The organism is Rhizobium sp. NZLR11 (assembly GCF_019685115.1).
Taxonomy (GTDB): Bacteria; Pseudomonadota; Alphaproteobacteria; order Rhizobiales; family Rhizobiaceae; genus Rhizobium.
Window position 1 is genome coordinate 129,572 of record NZ_JABDWD010000003.1, and the last position, 20,845, is coordinate 150,416.

22 protein-coding genes and 1 pseudogene are annotated in these 20,845 nt (G+C 61.7%); 7 read left to right on the top strand and 16 right to left on the bottom strand.

The genetic code is table 11. The features are described 5' to 3' along the window. Positions 1 to 102 precede the first annotated feature (102 nt). The 3 genes from HJB83_RS06905 (at position 103) to HJB83_RS06915 (ending at position 2,556) form a co-directional block, all read left to right on the top strand. Complete coding sequence (locus HJB83_RS06905) at positions 103 to 588, top strand: hypothetical protein (RefSeq protein ID WP_207583616.1); 486 nt, start codon at positions 103 to 105, stop codon at positions 586 to 588. Between the two features lie 98 nt (positions 589 to 686). Then, on the top strand, positions 687 to 1,451 hold the full coding sequence (gene recO, locus HJB83_RS06910; RefSeq protein WP_207583617.1) for a DNA repair protein RecO: 765 nt from the start codon (positions 687 to 689) through the stop codon (positions 1,449 to 1,451). A gap of 109 nt (positions 1,452 to 1,560) precedes the next feature. Next, a complete protein-coding gene (locus HJB83_RS06915) occupies positions 1,561 to 2,556 on the top strand; it encodes an aldo/keto reductase (protein WP_207583618.1) in 996 nt (331 codons plus the stop codon). Positions 2,557 to 2,596: 40 nt separating this feature from the next. On the opposite strand, the gene HJB83_RS06920 is transcribed toward HJB83_RS06915, so the two are convergent. The 3 genes from HJB83_RS06920 to HJB83_RS06930 form a co-directional block, all read right to left on the bottom strand. Next, the gene (locus HJB83_RS06920; RefSeq protein ID WP_221131485.1) at positions 2,597 to 3,454 is read right to left on the bottom strand and encodes an MOSC domain-containing protein; all 858 of its coding nucleotides are present in this window, start codon (positions 3,452 to 3,454) and stop codon (positions 2,597 to 2,599) included. Between the two features lie 9 nt (positions 3,455 to 3,463). Next, positions 3,464 to 4,108, bottom strand: a complete 645-nt coding sequence (locus HJB83_RS06925) for an HD domain-containing protein (RefSeq protein WP_221115292.1) — start codon at positions 4,106 to 4,108, stop codon at positions 3,464 to 3,466. A 144-nt stretch (positions 4,109 to 4,252) separates the two neighbouring features. After that, positions 4,253 to 6,148: a bifunctional diguanylate cyclase/phosphodiesterase gene (locus tag HJB83_RS06930; protein ID WP_221131486.1), complete on the bottom strand. Its 1,896-nt coding sequence runs from the start codon at positions 6,146 to 6,148 to the stop codon at positions 4,253 to 4,255. Positions 6,149 to 6,574: 426 nt separating this feature from the next. Between HJB83_RS06930 and HJB83_RS06935 the strand changes: the two genes are divergently transcribed. Both HJB83_RS06935 and HJB83_RS06940 read left to right on the top strand, forming a co-directional pair. Further along, entirely contained in the window at positions 6,575 to 6,928 is a 354-nt protein-coding gene (locus HJB83_RS06935; protein ID WP_207583622.1) for a hypothetical protein, read from the top strand. Between the two features lie 205 nt (positions 6,929 to 7,133). Then, the gene (locus HJB83_RS06940) at positions 7,134 to 7,649 is read left to right on the top strand and encodes a superoxide dismutase family protein (RefSeq protein ID WP_207583623.1); all 516 of its coding nucleotides are present in this window, start codon (positions 7,134 to 7,136) and stop codon (positions 7,647 to 7,649) included. 78 nt (positions 7,650 to 7,727) lie between these two features. Here the strand turns inward: HJB83_RS06940 and HJB83_RS06945 are convergent, their stop codons facing one another. From HJB83_RS06945 to HJB83_RS06980, 8 genes are all read right to left on the bottom strand, one after another. After that, positions 7,728 to 8,615 carry a mechanosensitive ion channel family protein gene (locus HJB83_RS06945; RefSeq protein ID WP_207583624.1) on the bottom strand — a complete coding sequence of 296 codons (888 nt, stop codon included), beginning with the start codon at positions 8,613 to 8,615 and terminating at the stop codon, positions 7,728 to 7,730. Between the two features lie 58 nt (positions 8,616 to 8,673). Next, a complete protein-coding gene (locus HJB83_RS06950; RefSeq protein WP_207583625.1) occupies positions 8,674 to 9,204 on the bottom strand; it encodes a tyrosine phosphatase family protein in 531 nt (176 codons plus the stop codon). After that, a complete protein-coding gene (locus tag HJB83_RS06955) occupies positions 9,201 to 9,809 on the bottom strand; it encodes a YfbR-like 5'-deoxynucleotidase (protein WP_207583626.1) in 609 nt (202 codons plus the stop codon). The genes HJB83_RS06950 and HJB83_RS06955 overlap by 4 nt, the downstream gene beginning before the upstream one ends. Beyond that, positions 9,806 to 10,678 carry a folate-binding protein YgfZ gene (locus tag HJB83_RS06960; RefSeq protein WP_221115290.1) on the bottom strand — a complete coding sequence of 291 codons (873 nt, stop codon included), beginning with the start codon at positions 10,676 to 10,678 and terminating at the stop codon, positions 9,806 to 9,808. Before HJB83_RS06960 ends, HJB83_RS06955 begins: the two co-directional genes overlap by 4 nt. A gap of 100 nt (positions 10,679 to 10,778) precedes the next feature. Continuing rightward, the gene (locus HJB83_RS06965; RefSeq protein ID WP_221131487.1) at positions 10,779 to 11,525 is read right to left on the bottom strand and encodes a hypothetical protein; all 747 of its coding nucleotides are present in this window, start codon (positions 11,523 to 11,525) and stop codon (positions 10,779 to 10,781) included. 18 nt (positions 11,526 to 11,543) lie between these two features. Next, entirely contained in the window at positions 11,544 to 11,801 is a 258-nt protein-coding gene (locus tag HJB83_RS06970; protein ID WP_003578293.1) for a hypothetical protein, read from the bottom strand. 103 nt (positions 11,802 to 11,904) lie between these two features. After that, the gene (locus HJB83_RS06975; protein ID WP_207583629.1) at positions 11,905 to 12,348 is read right to left on the bottom strand and encodes a TIGR02301 family protein; all 444 of its coding nucleotides are present in this window, start codon (positions 12,346 to 12,348) and stop codon (positions 11,905 to 11,907) included. Between the two features lie 71 nt (positions 12,349 to 12,419). Further along, positions 12,420 to 12,845, bottom strand: coding sequence for an NUDIX hydrolase (locus HJB83_RS06980; protein WP_207583630.1), 426 nt, complete (start codon positions 12,843 to 12,845; stop codon positions 12,420 to 12,422). A 129-nt stretch (positions 12,846 to 12,974) separates the two neighbouring features. Between HJB83_RS06980 and HJB83_RS06985 the strand changes: the two genes are divergently transcribed. Together HJB83_RS06985 and HJB83_RS06990 are read left to right on the top strand one after the other, a co-directional pair. Further along, entirely contained in the window at positions 12,975 to 13,295 is a 321-nt protein-coding gene (locus HJB83_RS06985) for a YnfA family protein (protein ID WP_207583631.1), read from the top strand. Between the two features lie 41 nt (positions 13,296 to 13,336). Then, entirely contained in the window at positions 13,337 to 14,101 is a 765-nt protein-coding gene (locus tag HJB83_RS06990) for an SOS response-associated peptidase (protein WP_207583632.1), read from the top strand. Between the two features lie 287 nt (positions 14,102 to 14,388). On the opposite strand, the gene HJB83_RS06995 is transcribed toward HJB83_RS06990, so the two are convergent. From HJB83_RS06995 to HJB83_RS07015, 5 genes and pseudogenes are all read right to left on the bottom strand, one after another. Continuing rightward, the gene (locus HJB83_RS06995; protein ID WP_207583633.1) at positions 14,389 to 14,535 is read right to left on the bottom strand and encodes a hypothetical protein; all 147 of its coding nucleotides are present in this window, start codon (positions 14,533 to 14,535) and stop codon (positions 14,389 to 14,391) included. A gap of 279 nt (positions 14,536 to 14,814) precedes the next feature. Then, complete coding sequence (gene pssA, locus HJB83_RS07000; protein ID WP_003587548.1) at positions 14,815 to 15,660, bottom strand: CDP-diacylglycerol--serine O-phosphatidyltransferase; 846 nt, start codon at positions 15,658 to 15,660, stop codon at positions 14,815 to 14,817. 121 nt (positions 15,661 to 15,781) lie between these two features. After that, positions 15,782 to 16,495: pseudogene (locus HJB83_RS07005) on the bottom strand (phosphatidylserine decarboxylase); the annotation flags it as partial. 118 nt (positions 16,496 to 16,613) lie between these two features. After that, positions 16,614 to 18,491: an ABC transporter ATP-binding protein/permease gene (locus tag HJB83_RS07010; protein WP_221131488.1), complete on the bottom strand. Its 1,878-nt coding sequence runs from the start codon at positions 18,489 to 18,491 to the stop codon at positions 16,614 to 16,616. Between the two features lie 210 nt (positions 18,492 to 18,701). Beyond that, a complete protein-coding gene (locus HJB83_RS07015) occupies positions 18,702 to 20,723 on the bottom strand; it encodes a LysM peptidoglycan-binding domain-containing protein (RefSeq protein ID WP_221131489.1) in 2,022 nt (673 codons plus the stop codon). Between the last annotated feature and the right edge of the window lie 122 nt (positions 20,724 to 20,845).

The following is a 20,845-nucleotide window of genomic DNA, read 5'->3' on the forward strand; positions in this document are numbered from 1 at the left end:
CCCTTGGCCTTATGTCTTTTTTAAATGCGCATTAGCAGCTCGGAAAATAAGGTCGGTCGTCGCCTTTCCTCCGATTTTGATTCTTATCGACCGGGCAGAAAAGTGGTTTATTCAGAAATGGTGGCGGAATTCACCGATAGCGTGCCATGCGGGGCACCGGAAGGCAATGATGTTGGCGAAACAGCCGGGACGCTGCGACAGGCGCCCGACGGGAGGCATGGAATCATGAGCGCAATCCGTGTTCTGGTTCTTGAAGACAGTCTGATCATCGCGATGGAGGCGGAGGATATGCTGCGCCTGGCCGGCGTCGAGAGTATCGATATCGTCGGCAGTGTGGAGCAGGCGAGGGCTGCTATCGCTGCGGAGACATATGATTTCGCCCTTCTCGACGTCAATCTCGGTGAGGGCATGAGCTTCGGATTTGCCCGCCATCTTCTCGATATTGGCATTCCCTTCGGCTTCGTCAGCGGCTATTCCGATACGGGCGATTTCCCGCCCGACTTGCAGCACATTCCGCTTTTGGTGAAGCCTTTCGACGAAACGGCGATGCGTGAATTCCTGCTGAGGCTTTTCCCGGCTGTCGCCTGATGCGCTCCATGACAGGAGCATGATGTCGCCCGAAAACCGCTCACAGTTTTCGGCATCATGCTCTAGGATGGATTCGTCGGCCGTAAGGACTTCTTTCGATGCAGTGGCAGGACCATGCGATCATCCTGGGCGTTAAGCGCCACGGCGAGACGAGTGTCATCGCCGAGGTGATGACGCGTGATCGCGGCCGCCATCTCGGCCTGGTTCGTTCCGGCCGGTCGCGCGCCATGCAGCCAGTGCTGCAGGTGGGCAATGCCGTGGAGGTCCTTTGGCGCGCCAGGTTGGACGAGCATCTCGGCGAATTTCGCGTCGAGCCGGTGACGTTGCGCGCCGCCCGCCTGATGGAAACGGCGACCGCCGTCTACGGCGTTCAGGCGATGGGCGCGCTGCTGCGGCTGCTGCCGGAGCGTGACCCGCATCCGCATCTCTTCGATGCGCTGGAGGTCATCCTCGATCACCTGCACAACCCGGCCGATGCCGGCGAACTCTTCGTGCGTTTCGAGCTTGCGGTGCTGAACGATCTCGGCTTCGGTCTCGATCTGGCCGAATGTGCCGCGACCGGCGCCCGTTCCGATCTCGCCTATGTCTCGCCGAAATCCGGCCGCGCCGTCAGCCGCAGCGCCGGTGCCCCCTGGGCGGACAAGATGCTGCTCCTGCCGCCCTTCCTCGGCATCGAAGGCAACCATGCAGCCGACTTCGACAGCCTTGCGGCGGCGTTTCGTCTGACGGGATTCTTTCTGCATCGCCACGTCTATGAACCGCGAGGCATCGAGGCCGTTGCAGCCCGCGAGGGCTTCGTTCAGGCGGCACTCAAGGCGCTCAATCCTGCTTTGCGGACGCTTTCCGGTCAGATCTCCGCCTGAGATCGGTTTTCAGCCGTTTTTTACGGGTGCAAAACATCCTCCGGATTTGGCGGTTTACCCGTATATGAGCCCTTCCTATGTCTTGGAGACGCCAACCAAGGAGGATTTCATGCTGATCAAGACCGCAACCCCGACGACGATCACGCTCTGGAACGGCCGCGAAATTCCGCGTCTCGGCATGGGATGCTGGGCGATCGGCGGTCCCTTCTTCGCCGGCGACACACCACTCGGCTGGGGAGACGTCGACGACGATGAATCGGTGGAAGCGATCCATCGCGCCATCGAACTCGGCATCCGCTTCTTCGACACCGCTTCAAACTACGGCGCCGGCCATTCGGAGGAGGTGCTCGGCCGGGCAATCGGCAATCGCGACGATATTATCGTCGCCACCAAGTTCGGCTTCGCCACCGATTCGCAAACCAAGCAGGCAACCGGCGCTTTCGCCGACGAAGCCTTCATCCGCCGTTCGGTCGAGACCTCGCTGCGCCGTCTCAAGCGCGACCGCCTCGATCTTCTGCAGTTCCACCTCAATGACTTTCCACTGGCACAATCGGACGCAGTCTTCGACACGCTGGAAGCGTTGCGCGCCGAAGGCAAGATCGATGCGTTCGGTTGGAGCACCGATTTTCCTGATCGTGCTGCCCGCCATGCCGGCCGTCAGGGCTATGTCTCCGTTCAGCATACGATGAATGTCTTCGAGCCGGTGCCGGAGATGATCGCGGTGATCGAGAGAAAGGGCCTGATCTCCATCAATCGCGGTCCGCTGGCCATGGGCCTCCTAACCGGCAAATTCACCGCCGACAAGGCGGTCGGCGCCAAGGATGTACGGGGCGCAGCCCTCGACTGGATGGTTTATTTCAAGGACGGGCGCATGGCCCCGGAATTTACCGCAAGGCTCGACGCCGTCCGCGATCTCCTGACATCGGGCGGCCGCACGCTGACGCAAGGGGCGCTTGGCTGGCTCTGGGCGAGGTCGCCGCGCACCCTGCCCATTCCGGGCTTCCGCACCGTCGCCCAGGTGGAGGAAAATGCCGGCGCGCTGGAAAAGGGACCGCTATCGGCCGATGTCATGGCCGGGATCGACGCGGCACTCGCGCGTGTCTGACGCTTCCAAAGCCTGTCGCATCAGATCCTGAGGACACGCATCATGCTGCGACGCGACGCTTGAGCGCCCAGCCCTCCGGCCTCTCTTCTATAATGCTGACTGTGTCGCCGATCATGATCCTGCCGTTGCCGCGTGGGGTGACGTTCCAGCCGAAAAGCGGGCCGGGCACACGTCTGTCGGCCGACATGCGGATGCGGCCCATGGCCGGCATCGGGTTTGGCCCGTCGCGTGAGCCGGTCAACTGGTCCTGCGTCGTCATGATGCAGCGCGAGCAGGGTTTGACGAGATCGAAGCGGATGCCGGCGATCTCGATCGCCGCCCAGCGGTCCTCCGGCCAGGCCTCGTCGATATCGATGACGATGTTCGGCCGGAAGCGTTCCATGCCGACGCTGCCTTCGCCATGGGCGGCGAGATCGGCATTCAGCGCCTTCAGCGAGCCGGTCGTCGTCACCAGGATCTGGTAGCCGTCGGTAAAGGTGACCGGCGTGCCTTCGCCGGCCCATTCGGCATTCGCAGTCCGCCGGGCCTGTCCGTCGAAGAAGACCAGCCGCACCTCGCGGCCAAGCCATTCGGAAAGCTGACGGTTGCTCTCGGGATCGGCGACGGCGGCGCTGACAGTTGATTTCCAGACGGACACATCCATGCGGCTTTCAGGCTGAGGCGGCGGTACCGATATTTCCGGTTTTCCCTGCATCAGCAGCCGAAAGACGCCGGGTTCCGGTCGTACTTCGATACGCGCGAGGTCCGGCAACTCGCGCTGGGTGATGAAGTGCCCGTGCGCATCGGTGATCATTGCTCGCCGGTCGCCAGGAAGCCCATAGGCGTCGATGTCGGCCGAAGGCAGGGCAAGGCCGCGGGCGCTCTTGAGCGGGTAGAGGAAGAGGTCGCTGATATGCATGCCGTTCTCCTAGATCTCGTCCATGAATGCCTGGAGGAAGTCGCGCAGGCTTTGGTCGCGATCGGCCGCCAGCCTGCGGCCGGTCTCGGTCTGGAACCCGTCCGCCAGTTTGAACAGCTTCGTCTGGAAATGGTCAATCGCATAACGCTTGTCATCGAGCGGGCGGTTCGCTGCCGCCGGATCGAATGGATCATAGAGTCCAGATCCGAGTCGCCCGGCGATATAGAAGCAGCGTGCGGCGCCGACCATGCCGATCGCATCCAGCCGGTCGGCGTCCTGGAGGATCTTTGCCTCCAATGTCTGCGCCACCACCCCGGCCGAGAAACTATGCGCGGTGATCGCGTGAGCCGCGGCTTCGATATCCGCGTGGCTCCAGCCGAGGTCTGCCAGGATGGCCGATGCCTTTTCCGCCGCCAAGGCCGACGCTTTTGCCCGTAGCGGCGAATTCTTCTCGACGGCGACGCAGTCGTGCAACAGCACGGAAGCGGCAAGAACCCGCCCGTCGCCGCCTTCTCTAGCATGGATGCGCATGGCGTTCCGGAAGACGCGCAGGATATGGGCAAGGTCGTGCGAGCCGTCGTCGCCATCGGCAGCGTCTGCGATCAGCGCTGCGGCGAGAGTTTCATAAGGAGAGAAGGCTTCGGCCTCGAACATTGCGCCACCTGTTATGAGGAAGAATGTTTCCGTCGATAGAACACCGGAACGGAAGCGGAGATCTCGGTCAAAGCCCGCGACAATGAAGGCTCGCTGACCGCTGCCGATTTTGTAGCGGCTTGCCGTGCGAGTCGCAATCGAGGCTCAGCCCCGGGGAAGATGCATCTTGCCGCCGTTCTTCGGAAGGGAGAGAAGATGGGGCACGTCACGCACGGGTCTCGGCGGACTGATGTGATAGCCCTGGATCTCGTCGCATTCCTCGCATTCGAGCAGCGCCAGCTGTGCGGCCGTCTCGACGCCTTCGACGGTAACGCGCATGCCGAGCGCATCGCCAAGCAGGATGATTGCATGCATGATCGCATGCGCTTCCTTGTTGTCGACGATGTCGCTGACGAAGGATTTGTCGATCTTGATCTTGTCGAAGGGGAAGCTCGAAAGATAGCTCAGCGAGGAATAGCCGGTGCCGAAATCATCCATCGAGATGCGGATGCCGCGCTCCTTCAGCGCATGCAGGATCGGCAGCACCTCGCTGAGATTTTCCATCAGCACGCTCTCGGTGATTTCGAGCTCAAGCCGCGACGGCGATACAGCAGCAGCGGCAAGCGCCTCGCTGACGTCCTCAGTCAGGTCGCTGCTGCTGAACTGGATCGCCGAAACGTTGACCGCGACCTTGATATCCTCCGGCCATTGCGCTGCATCGTTGCAGGCTTGGCGCAAAACCCAGCGGCCGATATCGACGATAAGGCCGACCTCTTCGGCGAGCGGAATGAAATCCATCGGCGCAACGCGGCCGCGGATCGGGTGGTTCCAGCGGATCAGAGCCTCGAAGCCGCAGATGCGCCGCTGCGAAAGGTCATAGAGCGGCTGGTAATGCAGCTCGAATTCTTCTTTTTCAACGGCTGCTCTGAGGTCGGCCTCCAGCGCATGGCGCAGCTGCATCTGCACTTCCATCTCGCCTGCGAAGAAACGCTCGCGCTTGCGCCCGTCCGCCTTGGCATGCGACAGCGCCACGCCGGCATTCTTCAGGAGGATATCGGTGTCTTCGCCATCCCCCGGGGCGACTGCGATCCCCATCGAGACGCTGAGCTCCACTTGTTTCTCGCCGTGGATGAATGGCTCGGAAAGCGCACGGCGGATCTGCTCGGCAAGGGCAGTCACGTTCCACGGCTGCTGTCTGCCTGTCTGCAGGATGGCGAACTCGTCCGAGCCGAGGCGCGCCAAGGCATTCTCCGAACCAGCCGAGGCTCGGATGCGCTGGGCGACCTGCTGCAATATTTTGTCGCCGACTGACACGCCCATCGTGTTGTTGATCGATTTGAAACGGTCGAGATTGAGGTGAACAAGGGCGATCTGCTCGTCCGGCTTGCGCTCGATGAGCGTCGCATCGACCTGCTCGCGGAAATGGATGCGATTCGGGAGGCCGGTCAGCGGGTCGTGATGGGCGAGATAGGTGATGCGCTCCGCCGCCCTTCGATCCTCGGTGACATCGGCATGAATGGCGATGTTGCTGCCGTCGGCAAGGATGGTCACCATGCTCTGGATGATGCGGCCGTCGTCCATCAGCCATTCGCGCCGACGGATACTGCTGCGTTTTGTGGTTGCAGAGGAATGTCGCCCGACCCGGCGGCCGGGTTTGGCGCTGGCGCCCTCCGCGCCGCGCATTTTGTCGGTGAGATCGGCGATTGTCGCGCCGGCAGCGACATCGTCCTGCGTCAGGCCGAAAAGCTGAGCGAAGCGAATGTTGGAAAGTGTCAGCCGTTGGTCCGCGTCAAATACGCTGAGACCGAGCGGCAGGTTGTTGAGGATGATTTCGAAGAGCCTTTGCTGTCCGTCGAATGCCTGACTGAGGGCGGAAATATTGCCTCTCAGCGCATGGTTTTCTCTCAGCAGCGTATCCGCGCTTCTCTCGATTTCGTCATAGTCGCTTTCATGGACGCGGTAGGTCGCGATCACAAGCTCCATCAAACGTCGCGCATCGACCGATCCATCGGCCATGACGGCCTGGCTGCATTGCTTCCAGAAGAGCGCTTCAGCTTTCATGGGGATGCCTCTTGCGGGGCGGCTGCGACAGCAATGGTCGTCCTCACCTGATGAACGTACCTCATCACATCGAAAACCCTTCCAAAGTGAACATAAAATTGATTTTTTTATAAGCTGAAAGTCTGGGTAGTGGCTTGTGGCGCCCATTCTGGTCGGACGGGATTAATATTCGGTTGCAGTGCGGCAGCGAGGCCAGATCGTTAGGCATTTGTTTTATATGTGAAAAATCGCTGAAATACCGCGAGATCCCCTCATTTGACCTCGACGGAAGGTTGGCAGCCAAGCATTGCGTTAACGGTTGTCAATCATCGTTAATGAGAAGTTAACAACTTATTGACGCACCGCGCAAATCAGTTTAACCAGCGAGTCAATTAGTGATTTTCCACGTTCGTATTGCGTACAAACACCACCGGCTAAAGGCGGTGAATGGAGGTTTGTATGACCAGCACCACATCCGTTTCGGACACTTCATATGCATATCTGGCGACGCTCTCGCGGCTTGATGCCAATGGCGATGGTGTCCTCAGCCGCGGCGAACGCGCCGCCGATCAGAAGCCCGGCATCATCAAGGAACTCCTGGACGAGGACAAGGCCAGCGAAACGCAGCCGAAATTTTCCGGCAGCCTGATTGCGCTGATGATGGACTCGCGTGACAGCGGCGTGGCAGCCAGTATCGCCGTTCCCTATCCTTTGCAGCAGACCGCGCCGACGACCGGCGATCGGTCGGACGATGTTTACCGCAACACTTACGGCCAGTTCGACTTCAACGCCGTCGCCTGAGCCACTCCCGAATCAGGCGATCTGCAAGCCGGCCGTTTGGCCGGCTTTTCCAGTCCTGTGTTCCCAGCGCATGACCCGAAAACCGGAATCGATATCAGCAAAGGATCATGCGTTAATCCAACGGATAGAGCGTCCTTTGTGCTTAATCAGGAACACCTTCCTGGCTGACACGTTCAGAAGGACAACCGGACGGAAGGAGACCTCCATGAAAGCCATGTGCACCATCGCCGCCCTGAGCCTGCTTGCAGTTGCATTGCCGGCGAGCGCTCAGGACAAGCAGACGGCGGTCGCCAATTTCGTCGGCAAGGACGGCAAGGAGGACGGCCGCGCGCAACTGACGGCTGCCGCCAGTGGTGGCGTCCTGATCGAAGTCGAGATATCGGGGCTGCCGGCCAACAAATGGGTGGCCTTCCATGTTCACGAGACCGGCCGCTGCGATGCCGCGACCCATCACGAGTCGGCCGGCGGTCACTTCAACCCTGAGAAGGCCGAGCACGGCCTCCTTGCCGCCAAGGGTCCGCACGCCGGCGATATGCCCAATCAGTATGTCGGAGAGGACGGTATGCTGAGAGCCCAGGTCTTCGATAGCAAGGTCACGCTCGACGGCAAGACCGACGGAATTCGCGGCCGCGCATTGATGGTCCACGCCAATTCGGATGATTATCGCAGCCAGCCCTCCGGTGATGCCGGTGAAAGACTCTCCTGCGGCGTCATCCAATAGACTGTTACGACAAAATTATACGCCGATTCAACGTGTTAAGAGCTATGCGATCTGAAATCGCGGCGGTGCTGGAATGTGTCATTGGCGCGTCGGCGCCGGCTTTTCGGCCGCCGCCCTGCCTTTGGAGTTCTTTGCCGACGCAGCGTCCGGTACATCCGGAACAACGTCCCGATCCCTCTCGTTGAAAGCGAGTTTGACGCGCTTTATCATGTCACGGCTGACCGCCCACCAGTCGCCGGTCTTTGCCCAGTAGCGCAGCGTCACCAAGATCGCGCCGTCACCGAGGCTATCGATGAAGACGCTTGGTTCCGGTGACCTCAGCACCCGGGAATCGGCTTTGGCAAGGCCCATCAGTGTCTCCAACGCTTGATGGATGTCATCCCCATCGGCGATCTTGACGTTCACATCGTTCCGTCGCGTAGGCTCGCGACTGAAATTGGTAATCGGCGTGTTCCAGAGTGTCGAATTCGGCGCCAACCGGTAGAGCCCGTCGCCGGTCCTGAGTTCAGTCGCAAACAACCCGATTTCGCGCACTGTGCCGGCCACACTGCTGGTCTCGATGTATTCCCCGACTCGAAATGGCCTGAGGATCAGCAGCATGATGCCGGCGGCGATATTCTGCAGCGTCCCCTGTAGCGCCAGTCCGATTGCCAGGCCGGCTGCGCCGAGGGTCGCGATGATTGAGGCGGTCTGGACGCCGAACTGGCCGAGCACGGTGATGAACACCAGGATAAGCAGCGCGTAGCGCAGCACATTGGTGAAGAATCGCGCCAGCGTCTCGTCGATGCCATGGACGCGCGACAGGCCTTCATAGGCCCAGCGGCTGGTAAAACCGGCGAGCGCCCAGCCGAGAATGAGCAGGATGACGGCGCCGAGGACGGAAAAGGAATATTGCACTGCCAGCGCGCTCGCCTGGCTGAGCGCCGTTTGCGTGGCGAGAAGGACGTCGGCTGCCTGTTGTTGCATGATCTGGCCCTGTCGATTGTTCTTGGTCGGAGGCTAGATGGAGCGAATGGCGGTAGCGTCAACCGCAGGCGGCGTCGTCGATCGCAAGCACGAAGGGCGCGTTGCCGTCGGCATCCGCACCGCGGCCGATTGCCCGCACTGCCGCGACCAACTGGCCGCGGCGGTTAAGCAGCGCGTCGCCGATCTCGATCAACCGGGCATTCGGCGTCGCGAAAGGCGAGGCCGCCCGCAGCCGGCCGGCAAGCCTTTCTTCGCTCTGATCCGGTACGAGCGACAGCGCGGCGATCAGGGCTGCCGCCGGCGATCGCGACACGCCCATCCAGCAATGGATGAGCAGCGGCGTCTCCTGCCGCCACGATGCGGCAAAGTCGATAATTCCCTGCACATGCGTCTCGTCGGGCGCCACCAGGCCGCCGGTGCCCTTGAAGGCGATGTCGTTCATCGCAAGCGTCAGGTGGCGGTCGGCCGCGATCACGCCAGGTCGGTGAAAGGCCTGCTCCTTGGCGATCAGGCTGATCATGTCACGCGCCTTGTGGCGCACCGCCATCTCCGCGATGCGCGACAGCGGCGAGACGACGATGAAGCTCACGACACCATCTCCCGCTCGGCCTCGATCGCCGCGAAGCGCTCGCAGAACAGTCGCTGCGCTTCGACTGCCGGCAGGGGCTCGATCATCAGCATCTCCGGGCTGATGCCGCGCGGCTGGCCGAAGAATTTCTGCGCCTCGGCGGGTGTGAAGCCGGCAAGCACCGTCGCCTCGAAATAGGCGGCGATCGTATCGGCCTTCTTGATTCGGTCCTTGAGGTCGCGCGAGGGATGCGGCGGCAGGCCGAAGCGCAGGTGCACTGCGGCCTCCAACCGCTTCTCCACCGTCTTGTAGCCGCCGCCGACCACCGATTTGAACGGTGAGATCATATCGCCGATCACATATTCGGGTGCATCATGCAGCAGCGCCATCAGACACTCCTGCGGCCGCGCATCGTTGAAGCGGCGGAAAATGTCTTCAACGACGAGACTGTGCTGCGCCACCGAAAAAGCATGATCGCCTGATGTCTGGCCGTTCCAGCGAGCGACACGCGCCAGCCCATGGGCGATATCGATCAGTTCGACATCGAGCGGCGAGGGGTCGAGCAGGTCGAGCCTGCGCCCGGACAGCATACGCTGCCAGGCACGCGGGGCTTTTGCGGTTGTCACGCACTGGCCTCGTCGGCGCTGGTGGGGAAGACAAGGCCGGACCATGCCGGCAGGACGAGGGAAACAGGTGTTTCGCCGGCGAGCAGCGGCGTGCCTGCGGCGATTGCGGCGCCGGCGCGGTCGATACGCACGATCGCAAGTCCATGGTCGCCTTCGACCGAACCGAGCGTCCCTATAGGCTTGCCGGCCGCGGTGATCTCCGTTCCCGTCCCCGGCAGGGCTGTCACGGCATAAACGGTCACGACGCGCCGGCGCGCAGTGCCGCGGTGCTGCATGCGCGAGACGACCTCCTGGCCGACATAGCAGCCTTTCCTGAAGGAGAGGCCGCCATTCAAATCCATCAGCACGTCATGCGGGAAGGCATCCTGCAGGGCGAAGTCCGATCCTGAGGTGACGATGCCGAGCCTGATACGCAGCGCGTCATAGAGCGCTTCCTCACCTTTGCCGTGTTTGCCGGGCCGACGGACCAGCGTGACGCCCGCCTTGGCGAAGCGACTGTCCCGGGCGCCCTGGCTGCCCCGGGCGCCCTGGGCGCCCTGGCTGGCGTCGGCATCATCGCCCCAGCAAACGGTGACGCCCTCCTCTGCGCGAAGGGCAAGCGTGACGGCGGCACGCAGCTTGTACATCGTCAGTCGCTTCAGCAGGCCATCGCGCTGGCTGGCGTCCGTTTCGATCGTATAGCCATCGCCCTCCTGCCAGATCATGAAGTCGAACAGGATCTTGCCTTGCGGCGTCAGCAGCGCCCCGGGCCGCACCTCGTCGGACCCGAGCGAGATGATATCGGTGGTGATCAGATTCTGCAGGAAGGATTGGGCTTCCGCACCGCTGACAAAGAGCAATGCGCGGTCTTTCAGGAATACGGCTGGCATGGCGGAACCTGTCGCGTTGGTCATCGCTCACAGGTATGTCTTCATGAGGGGGATCGCAAGCGCCTCATGCGAAACGCGAGAGGAGCAAGCGAGGTGGGCGTCAGTCGCCCGCCGTGAAGAATTTCCATTTGCCCTGAGGCGTAATGCCGAGGCGGTAGAAATTATATCCGCCGAATTCCTGCATGTCGGAAAGATCGCCGGCGGTGACGATGCGCAGTAGCTCGACGCGCTCCGGCGGCGTCAGCGACTTCAAGTCCTTCTCGGCAAAATACGGCCACACATACATATCGTCTGCCGTACCCTGGCCGACATGCACGAAGCCGGTCGAGATGATGTCGAGCATGATGGCGAGGATCTCGTCTCCGTCAGGGTCGCCCGAAAGATCCTTTAGCGTGCCGATCGGATCGTCTGTGGGCTCACCCACCGTCACCTGCGTCTGCTCAGTGCCGGCGCCCATCAGCGGCCGCAGCCGTTCGAGATCGCCGGAGGCGGCCGCCTCGACGATTTGCTCGCGCATCTTGCGAACCGGCTCGGGTACCTTGCTGATGTCGTAAATCACTTCGGCGGGCTTGGCAGAATCCTGGGCGCCTGGCGTCTTGTCGACACCCTGATTATTCTGGCTGTTGACCAGCGGATCCGCCATGGGAACGCCGGGAGCGGCTCCGCTTTGCGGTTGGCTCTGTCCCTGAGCGGCCGGGGCGTCGTTGGTGGGCTGGCCTGGGACCTTGTGCAGTTCGGAAAGCGCGTACGCTGCCGGCGCGAGGAAAACATTGCCGGCGGCGAGGCTGAACGCAAGCAGCACCGGCGCGAGCGGAATTCGCGATACTTTCTCTTTACCGGTGCGCATCAAACTCTCTGATAATAATTATTGCAGGGTGCGGTTCGCGGAGAATTCGCCGGCAAGCATGCGCTCACGGAGCGAATCCAGCAGGGCCTCTGCGCTGCTTTCCCCGTGCAATCTGATGGTCTCCCGCAGTGCATGCGCAATGGCGGCATCAGCGATGATTTCAGGCTCGATTCCGTCCGCCATGCCGTCGGCCCAAGCCTCGTTCTGGTACTCCAGAGCCGCCTGCATCTTTTCGTGGACGATCATGTCGTCGATCTCGTTGAGGCTTGCTTCCATTGTCTTTTCCTCAGAACTTCTCATGTCTTACTGCACCGTTAACAACACTAACAGCCTTTTCCCAAAACGACACGTCCGCATGCGAAAACAGGTTAATTAAACGTCAATTTCCAAAACGCGAGGTAATTTCTGTGGCGAGTGTTGCACCTTCGTTACGGTAGCGCTCTTCTGCCACGATGGCCGCTGCGGTGCAATCCGTATAGACGGAGGCGAACGCGCGGTAGCCGCGATTGAAGGCTGCAGTCAGCCTTTCCTTGCGCAGCTGCTCGTTGCCGGTCTCCGAATCGAGCAGCTGCTGCATGCCGTTGCGCCACTCGTCGGCGTCTGCCGCCTTGCAGAGCGTTCTCAAATAATGCACCGAACCCAACACCTCGGCGAGCCGCGCCAGCTTGTCGTCATAAGGCACGATCACGGCGGGCGGCGGCGTAATCTCCTCCTGTGGAGGCGGCGAATTCTTGCCCTGCGCCATGGTCGGACCGGCCAGGACGAGCAGGGACAAGAAAATGCGTCGAACGGGAATCATGCTCTCAGTTGATACGTTGAGCATGACGGCAACAAGGCGGGCCTGAGAGTTTCCACTTCTATTCGCCGCCCGCCAGGACATGATGCCCAAAAGCGTCAGCGGTTTTCGGCATCCTGTTCTAGCCGCTCGGCGCATTCGAGCACGCTCTGCGGTACGGGCAATCGCCGGATTTCCTCCACCGTGTACCAGCCGACGGCGGCCGCATCGTCGGCGGCTTCCGCCACCACATCCCTATCCGCCTCGACCCGGAAGACCGAGAGCAGGAAATGGCTGTTGACGCTGCCATCGGCCGCATGGGTCTTCAGATCATAGGTCGAAAGCAGCCGCGGATTGCGTGCCGAAATGCCGGTCTCTTCACCGAATTCTCGCAAGGCCGTTTGCTCCGGGGTCTCGCCAGGTTCAGCGCGTCCGCCGGGAAAGGCATACATGTCGGCGGAAGGCGGATTGCGCCGCAGCACCAGCAGGAATCGTCCGTCGCGTTCAAGAATGGCGGATGAGGCGGCTTTGGCGGTGGAGGTCATCGGGGCTGCTCTTGGGGCTCTTGGCTCGGATCGCCCATCCTATCCGATGAACCGATATTTGCATGCCGCCGCTGCTTGGCTTCCCCAGTTTTCGCTGGGATAGTGGTGACGGATTCGAAAGGTGCTTTCGTGACCTACATCATTTACGCCTTCGCCGCCGTCTTCGAGATCGCCGGGTGTTTTGCCTTCTGGGCGTGGCTGAAACTCGAAAAGCCGATCTGGTGGCTGGCGCCGGGCATGGTCTCGCTGGCGCTTTTTGCCTGGCTTCTGACGCTGGTGCCGAGCGAGGCGGCCGGCCGCACCTTCGCGGCCTATGGCGGCATCTACATCGTCGCCTCGCTGCTCTGGCTTTGGCTGGTCGAAAGCCGCATGCCTGATCGTTACGACATCGGCGGGGCGTTGATCTGCCTTGCCGGGACGAGCATCATCCTCTTTGCGCCGAGAGGCTGAAGCGCCTTGACCGGACTCAGGCCCGGTGCAAAGACAAGCCGATGTGTGGACGTTTTGCCCTGACAATCACTAGCGCCGGCCTGCGCGACATTTTCTCCGGTCTGGATTTCGACGAATTTCCGGCGCGCTACAATATTGCGCCGACGCAGCCGATTCTCGTCGTCATTTCAGGCGAGGGCAGGGAGCAGGGCAGCAACTTGGCCGACCGGCGCGCCGTGCTCGTGCGCTGGGGCTTCACGCCGGGCTGGGTCAAGGATCCGAAGGAATTTCCGCTGCTGACCAATGCCCGCTCCGAGACCGCGATCGGCAAGGCTTCTTTCCGGGCGGCCATGCGCCATCGCCGCGTGCTCATCCCGGCCTCCGGCTTCTATGAATGGCATCGTGCATCAAAGGATAGCGGTGAGAAACCGCAGGCCTATTGGATCAGGCCGCGTCAAGGCGGGGTCGTCGCCTTTGCCGGCCTGATGGAGACATGGTCCTCGGCTGATGGTTCCGAGGTCGATACCGGCGCGATCCTGACGACATCAGCCAACTCAGGCATATCCTCGATCCACGATCGCATGCCGGTCGTCATCAAGCCCGAAGACTTTTCGCGCTGGCTGGATTGCAAGACGCAGGAACCGCGCGAGGTGGTCGACTTGATGCGGCCCGTTCAGGACGATTTCTTCGAGGCCGTCCCGGTCTCCGACAAGGTCAACAAGGTCACTAATATGGGGCCTGACCTGCAGCAGCCGGTCGTCATCGAAAAGCCGCTGAAGGCTCCCGAGAAGCGAAGGCCTGACGACGACCAGCTCAGTTTCTTCTGAAGCGGCATCCGCCATTTTTCACTTGGCGGTATAACCGCTTGGTTCGTCTTGTGCGTTGGAGGAGGTTTTGGTGCGGCTTGCTGCAACCGCTCCACGTCAGACCCGCCGCACGGCGGGTTGGAGGATGGCGTGGTCGGCATCGTCTGAGGCTTCCGGCGATAAATCTCAGCATCCGCTTCGTCAGCGGTACCTAACGCATGTCACCCAAAATCACTGCTGTTTTGGGATGACGACATGCGGAGAACCAGACTTGAAGCGCACCGAAGTCCGGTTGGAAGTGTAGCACCTCAAGCGGATTTCTTGACGGTGCCCGGCTTGTTCTTTGCCATCAGCGATGCTGCGACAACGGCCTTCAGGCCAACCGGGCGATAGTTGGCGCTGAGATCAGGCTTGGACGGCTGCTGTTCGCTGCTAATACTCTTTTTCGAGGTCACGATACTCTCCTTACGTGGTTCTTCCCTGGGCATTTTATGATTTGCTGTTTCGTCATAAATAGCGACAAAACAGAGACGCATCCCATCAGGATTTGTAAACGAGCACCATAATTCGCGAGGCTTAACTGAAGCCTACGTTGGTTAATACTTACTGAAGACAGCGGTTCCAACTAAAGTGCGCAGCGGTTTTCGCCGGAGAATCGCGCGTAGCGGTTATCCCGTGGGTGAGAACGTAGAGAGAAGATTTCCCAGGTCAGAAAAATCAGCAATGCGCGGAGATCAGATGTGCCGGCCGATATCGTCGTCGCCGACACCAGGTTCCTCGATCGTCAGCGTCCCATATTTCCGGCGCCATTTCCGTGCGCCGAAGGGAAGCGATATAAGGTAGGCAGCAACGGTAAAGACCATCACCTCCCAGGTGTAGCTCATCAGCAGAGCCACATAGAGCACGACGCCGAGCATCATCGGCAGCACGAGATCGCGCCGCAACCGGTTGCCTTCCGATTTGCCCGACCAGACCGGCAGCCGGCTGATCAGCAGGAAGGCGATAACGACCGTATAGATCGACGAAACATAGGCGAAGGTGCGGTCCGTCGCCAGGCCGAGGAAGCCGAGATAGACCGGCAGCAGCACTAGCATGGCGCCAGCCGGCGCCGGCACGCCGACGAAATATTCCGATTGCCAGCTCGCCTTGTTCTCACGTTCGGCCATGACGTTGAAGCGGGCAAGCCGAAGCCCGGCGGCGATCGCGTAGATCAGGGCGGCGATCCAGCCGAGCGAGCGCGCCTGGTCGAGCGCGAAGACATAGACGACGAGGGCGGGTGCGACGCCGAAATTGACGATATCGGCAAGCGAATCCATTTGCGCGCCGAACTTCGAGGTCGCCTTCATCAGCCGGGCCACGCGCCCGTCGATGCCGTCGAGGAAGGCGGCCACCAGTACCATGGAGACGGCGAGCTCGTAACGGTTCTCGAAAGCCAGCCGGATGCCGGTCAGCCCGGCGCAGATCGCCAGAATGGTGATGAGGTTCGGAAAGACGAGACGGAGCGGGATTTCGCGCAGGCGCGGGCCGCGGGCGGAATCATCCGGACCATTGGGCTCGAAAGGCGGAAAGGGCGTTTCCATATCGCGTTCCAATCTGAACCTGGAGCATGTCGCGCAAAACTGTGCAGCGGTTTGCGATAACGACAGGCGTAAAACAATGGGCTTAAGCGCCAAGAGCGAATCTGAAAGATCGCGACGCGCTTTAGCTGCGGCGGCTGATGACGGGACCCTTGGCGGAGGCAAATTCGGCGATAACAGTTTCCCCGGCAATCGCCACTTGGCCGAGCGAGACGCGTGGCGCGGCACCGGCCGGCAGGAACACGTCGAGCCGCGACCCGAAACGGATCAGCCCGAAGCGCTCGCCGGCATCTAACGGTTCGTTGGGGTTTGCCCAGCAGAGGATGCGCCGTGCCACGAGACCGGCGATCTGGACCACACCGATCTGGCCGTGCCGGGTTTCGATCACCAGCCCGTTGCGTTCATTGTCCTCGCTCGCCTTGTCGAGCTCGGCGTTGACAAAGCTGCCGGAGCGGTAGTTGATGCTGACGATGCGCCCGCGCATCGGCGCCCGGTTCACATGGCAATTGAAGACGTTCATGAACACCGAGATGCGCAGCATCGGCTCGGAGCCGAGATTGAGTTCCGCCGGCGGGGTCACCATCTGGATCGCCGAGACTTTGCCGTCGGCGGGAGAGATCACCAGATCGTCGTCCTGCGGGGTCACCCGTTCGGGATCGCGGAAGAAATAGGCGCACCAGAGCGTGAAGATCATGCCGATCCAGAAGAGCGGCTTGAAGATCCAGCCCAGGATCAGCGACGCGACGAAGAAGGCGGCAACGAAGGGATAACCCTCCTTGTGCACGGGGACGATCGTGTTGCGAACCGTGTTGAACAGGCTCATGCTGCCGGTCTCCTTGCGTTTGCGTTTCTCGCTGGTTAGCGAAAAACCGTCTCCGGGGCAATGCTATGGCCCGCGCCCTGGTTCCGACGCCGGGGTTCTGAACAACAAAAGCCTGTCGGTGCCCTATCCCGGCTCAGCTTGCCGGGGCAAGCCGCGCAATCACGCCGAGGTCGTCGCTTTCTCGCACCTGCTTCAGATGTTCCTCCGCCTGTGTCGCCTCGCGTTGGCGGTTCCACATCGAGGCGTAGAGACCGTTCATTTCGAGCAGGGCGGCATGCGTCCCGCGCTCGGCGATCTCCCCGCTTTTCAGCACGATGATTTCGTCGGCGCCGATGACGGTCGAAAGCCGGTGGGCGATCACCAGTGTCGTGCGGTTCTTCGACACCACGTCGAGCGCGGTCTGGATTTCCCGTTCCGTCGTCGTATCGAGCGCCGATGTCGCCTCGTCGAGGATCAGGATCGGCGGCGCCTTGAGGATGGTGCGGGCGATCGCCACCCGCTGCTTCTCGCCACCCGAAAGCTTGAGCCCGCGTTCGCCGACCTTGGTCTCGAATCCCTCGGGCAGCGTCTCGATGAAATGGGCGATCTGCGCTACCTCGGCTGCCGCAAAGACCTCGCCTTCGCTGGCCGATGTGCGGCCGTAGCGGATGTTATAGGCGACCGTGTCGTTGAAGAGCACGGTATCCTGCGGCACCATGCCGATCACTGAGCGCAGGCTCTTCTGCGTCACTGTGCGGATGTCCTGGCCGTCGACGGTGATTACGCCGCTCTGGATATCGTAGAAACGGTAGAGCAGCCGCGACAGCGTCGATTTGCCGGCGCCCGAAGGACCGACGACGGCAACTGTCTTGCCGGCTGGAACATCGAAAGAAATGCCCTTCAGGATCGGACGGGCCGGGTCGTAGGAAAAGTGCACGTCCTTGAAGGCGATCGCACCCTGGCCGATCCGAAGCTCGGTCGCATCGGACGTGTCTTTGACCTCGGCCTTGACCTCAAGCAAGTCGAACATCTGCTCGATGTCGGTCAAGCCCTGGCGGATTTCGCGGTAGACGAAGCCGATGAAATTGAGCGGCGCGGAAAGCTGCAGCAGCATCGAATTGACGAAGACGAAATCGCCGACCGTCTGCTCGCCGCGCTGGACGGCCAGCGCCGACAGCACCAGCATGATGGTCGTGCCGATGCCGAAGATGACGCCCTGGCCGAAGTTCAGCCAGCCGAGCGAGGTCCAGACATCGGTCGCCGCCTTCTCGTAGCGTTCCATCGATTTGTCGAAGCGTTTTGCCTCCATCTCTTCGTTGCCGAAATATTTGACGGTCTCGAAATTGAGGAGGGAGTCGATTGCCTTGGTGTTGGCGTCGGTATCGCTGTCGTTCATTGACCGGCGGATGGCGATGCGCCAGTCGGATGCTCGGATGGTGAACCAGATATAGGTCCAGACAGTGAAGCCGGTGACGGCGAGATAGGAGAAGCCGTAGCCCCACCAGAAGATCGCCGCCGTCAGCAGGAATTCAATGACTGTCGGGACCGAATTGAGGATCGTGAACCGCACGATCGTCTCGATGCCCTTGGTGCCGCGCTCGATGATGCGCGAGAGACCGCCGGTCTTGCGCTCCAGATGGAAGCGCAGCGACAACTCGTGCATGTGCACGAAGGTCCTGTAGGCGAGCTGACGCACCGCATGTTGCCCGACGCTGGCAAACAGCGCGTCGCGCAACTGGTTGAGGCCGAGCTGAATCAGCCGGGTGATGTTATAGGCGATCACCAGGGCGATGGCGCCGGCCAGCAGCGGCGGCACCGAGCCGGCCAGATCCATCCTGCCGTTCAGCGCATCGGTCGACCACTTGAAGAAATAGGGGACGAGCAGCAGGACGAACTTGGAAATCAGCAGGAAGACCGAGGCCCAGACCACGCGCATCTTGAGGTCCGGCCGGCCGGCCGGCCACATATAGGGCCAGAGGTTGAGAAGCGTCTGCAGCAGGTTGGATTCCGAGACTGTCTTACCGTTTGCCATGCTTGTCTCCAGCCCGGATGGGCTTGCGGCGATTGCCGCGCTTCGATGCCGGCAAGAGCACGGAACCGGGACGTGCCCGAAAGCACTCGCCGCAACCCGCAGCCGCCATCGCCAGATAGGGTGTCGGGCGGACGAATACAACAAATGCGGAGTTCAGGAAAAGACAGGCCGGGCGGTTCGCCCGCCCGGCTTCGTCATCTTGTCTGGCGTTTAGAGATGTTGGCCGGAAAGGCGCTTGCGGTGCAGCTCTTCGGCATTCGGCAACACATCCTTCGGCAGACCGAAAATCTGACCGGGACGGATGCGGTCTGGATCGACGATCTTGTCTTCGTTGGCGATGTAGATCGTCGTGTAACGAACGCCGAGGCCATAGGTGCGGCGCGAGATCTGCCACAGCGTGTCGCCGCGGCGAATGATGACCGCCGCGTTGTTTGCCGTCAGCGGCGCCTGTTCGATCGTCTTCGGCTGATTGCCTACGACATCGTTTGCAGAGGTCACCGCCGGCGCGGGCGTGGCGGTAAGTTCAGCGATCATGCCACCCAGCCTGTCGAGTGCCGCGCCGACGGACTTCGAGTCCCCAGGCAGGCTCTGCAGCAGCGTCAGCGCATTGCCGGCGACCTGAGAGGCGGCGCCGGACGCTTGCTTGAAGGCATCGGATGCATCTGCCGACGCGCGGAAATCGGCGACCGAGCGCAGTGCGAATTCCGTTGCCGAGCGCGCTGCCGCAAGCTGTTCGGCGCCCGGCAGCTTGCCGTCGGCAAACAGCCCCTTCAGCAGGCCGAAGGCCTTGCCGGTCTCGGCCTTGCGCTTGCCGAGTTCGCCTTCGTCGAGCGGCACCATCGAGGAAGCGCCATTCGCGTCGGCAGGCGCGGATTGGGCGGCGACCCTCACCTGGTCGCCGGCAGGGCGATTGAAATTCACCGCCGCGCGAACGATCACCTTGCCGGAGGGATCGACAACATCAACGCGGATCTTGTGGTCGCCGACCGAAAGCGCCACCACACCGTCGATGACGAAATGGCCGTCCGAGCCGGCCGTGTCCTGGCCGACCAGGCTGTCGTCGGCATAACCGACGACCTTGGCGTTGGCGCGCGCCGTGCCGGCAATGAAGATCTTGTTGCCTTCGATCTCGACGGCATTGACCATCACATCGGGCGCATTCGTCTTGTCGGGTGCGGCGGTGCCGGGGATGGCCGGTGCCGTGGCTGCGGCGCCGGAGGCGGCGTCGGTGAGGTTTGGCGTCTGCAGCGCCAGCTCGCCGGTCGGCGCAGCTGTTGTGGCAGGCGCAGGCGAGCTTTCGCCCGTGGCCGGCTTGTTGGAGGCATCGGCAACTTCGGTTCCGGCCTTCGGCGCGGTGATGATGCGGCTCGCTGTGCCGGGTTTGGATACCATGGCGAGCAGATTGGCACCGTTGCCGTCTTTCGGCACGGAAATGGTCGCGACTTCTTCGGAAAGCGAGCTCTTGCCGTCCTTGCCGGTGAACTTGAGCACCAGCTGGTGGTCGCCCGCTGCAAGCGGCTCGTCGAGAACCGCGGCGAAATCGCCGCTTGCATCGACATTGGCTGTCGTTACGACCTTTTCGCCGTCAAGCACTTCGAGCTTGCCGTTCGGTTCGGCGGAGCCGGCAATCACCGTCGAGCCGTCGGGCTCAACGCGCAAGACGTCGAAGGCGGGAAGCTTCGGGCCGGCATTCGCCGCTGCCGTGCTCGCAGCAGGGTCGGACGCACCGGTCAGCGCAGCCTCGGCCTTGGCGATCGCGGCAAGCGCATCGGCGATGTTCTCCGGCAGCGCCTGGACGATAGCGAGCGCCTTCGCGCCGCCGTCCTTGGCTTTCGCGGCAAGCGTCTGGGTCGCCGGATCGAGGCCCTCGGGGATTGCGAAACCGGCAAGTGCGCCCAGCGCGTTGACGGCCTTGGTCTTGGTGGCGGCGAAGACATCGTCGGCAGGGCCCTTGCCGTCGACAAACAGCGCCTTAAGTTCGCTGAGCGAGACGCTGGCGCCGGCCGAAAGGCGGCCCACCTTGTCGGCTGTCGCAGCCGCATCCGCCACAGCGGAGCGCGATGTCTTTGCCGACTCGTTAACCGTATCCTTGAGTTCCGTGCTCGCCTGGTTGATCGCGTCGCCGACCTTGCCTGCATCGCCGCCGATGCGCGGCATAACGAAAAACACCATCAGTAGGATTGCGATTACGAGCACTGCAAGGGCCAGCAAGCCGGCACGGTTCTTCATCATTATGTCTCCCAAGGCGGCAATTTGCCGTAGTAACCGAAATTGCTAGCGATTCCCGTTGCTTTTCACAAGCATTCAAAGCAATTCGGCAAGCTAGGCACGCTGCTTTCCAGTCAATTTTCTTG

What these genes read in the sequence shown, in the direction of transcription:
- HJB83_RS07010 (WP_221131488.1), bottom strand. Translation starts at nt 18,491, where the DNA reads ATGGCAAACGGTAAGACAGTCTCGGAATCCAACCTGCTGCAGACGCTT.
- recO (WP_207583617.1), top strand. Translation starts at nt 687, where the DNA reads ATGCAGTGGCAGGACCATGCGATCATCCTGGGCGTTAAGCGCCACGGC.
- HJB83_RS06925 (WP_221115292.1), bottom strand. Translation starts at nt 4,108, where the DNA reads ATGTTCGAGGCCGAAGCCTTCTCTCCTTATGAAACTCTCGCCGCAGCG.
- HJB83_RS06980 (WP_207583630.1), bottom strand. Translation starts at nt 12,845, where the DNA reads ATGACCTCCACCGCCAAAGCCGCCTCATCCGCCATTCTTGAACGCGAC.
- HJB83_RS06960 (WP_221115290.1), bottom strand. Translation starts at nt 10,678, where the DNA reads ATGCCAGCCGTATTCCTGAAAGACCGCGCATTGCTCTTTGTCAGCGGT.
- pssA (WP_003587548.1), bottom strand. Translation starts at nt 15,660, where the DNA reads ATGGAAACGCCCTTTCCGCCTTTCGAGCCCAATGGTCCGGATGATTCC.
- HJB83_RS06935 (WP_207583622.1), top strand. Translation starts at nt 6,575, where the DNA reads ATGGAGGTTTGTATGACCAGCACCACATCCGTTTCGGACACTTCATAT.
- HJB83_RS06920 (WP_221131485.1), bottom strand. Translation starts at nt 3,454, where the DNA reads ATGCATATCAGCGACCTCTTCCTCTACCCGCTCAAGAGCGCCCGCGGC.
- HJB83_RS06975 (WP_207583629.1), bottom strand. Translation starts at nt 12,348, where the DNA reads ATGCTCAACGTATCAACTGAGAGCATGATTCCCGTTCGACGCATTTTC.
- HJB83_RS06945 (WP_207583624.1), bottom strand. Translation starts at nt 8,615, where the DNA reads ATGCAACAACAGGCAGCCGACGTCCTTCTCGCCACGCAAACGGCGCTC.
- HJB83_RS06965 (WP_221131487.1), bottom strand. Translation starts at nt 11,525, where the DNA reads ATGCGCACCGGTAAAGAGAAAGTATCGCGAATTCCGCTCGCGCCGGTG.
- HJB83_RS06990 (WP_207583632.1), top strand. Translation starts at nt 13,337, where the DNA reads ATGTGTGGACGTTTTGCCCTGACAATCACTAGCGCCGGCCTGCGCGAC.
- HJB83_RS06940 (WP_207583623.1), top strand. Translation starts at nt 7,134, where the DNA reads ATGAAAGCCATGTGCACCATCGCCGCCCTGAGCCTGCTTGCAGTTGCA.
- HJB83_RS06915 (WP_207583618.1), top strand. Translation starts at nt 1,561, where the DNA reads ATGCTGATCAAGACCGCAACCCCGACGACGATCACGCTCTGGAACGGC.
- HJB83_RS07015 (WP_221131489.1), bottom strand. Translation starts at nt 20,723, where the DNA reads ATGATGAAGAACCGTGCCGGCTTGCTGGCCCTTGCAGTGCTCGTAATC.
- HJB83_RS06970 (WP_003578293.1), bottom strand. Translation starts at nt 11,801, where the DNA reads ATGGAAGCAAGCCTCAACGAGATCGACGACATGATCGTCCACGAAAAG.
- HJB83_RS06930 (WP_221131486.1), bottom strand. Translation starts at nt 6,148, where the DNA reads ATGAAAGCTGAAGCGCTCTTCTGGAAGCAATGCAGCCAGGCCGTCATG.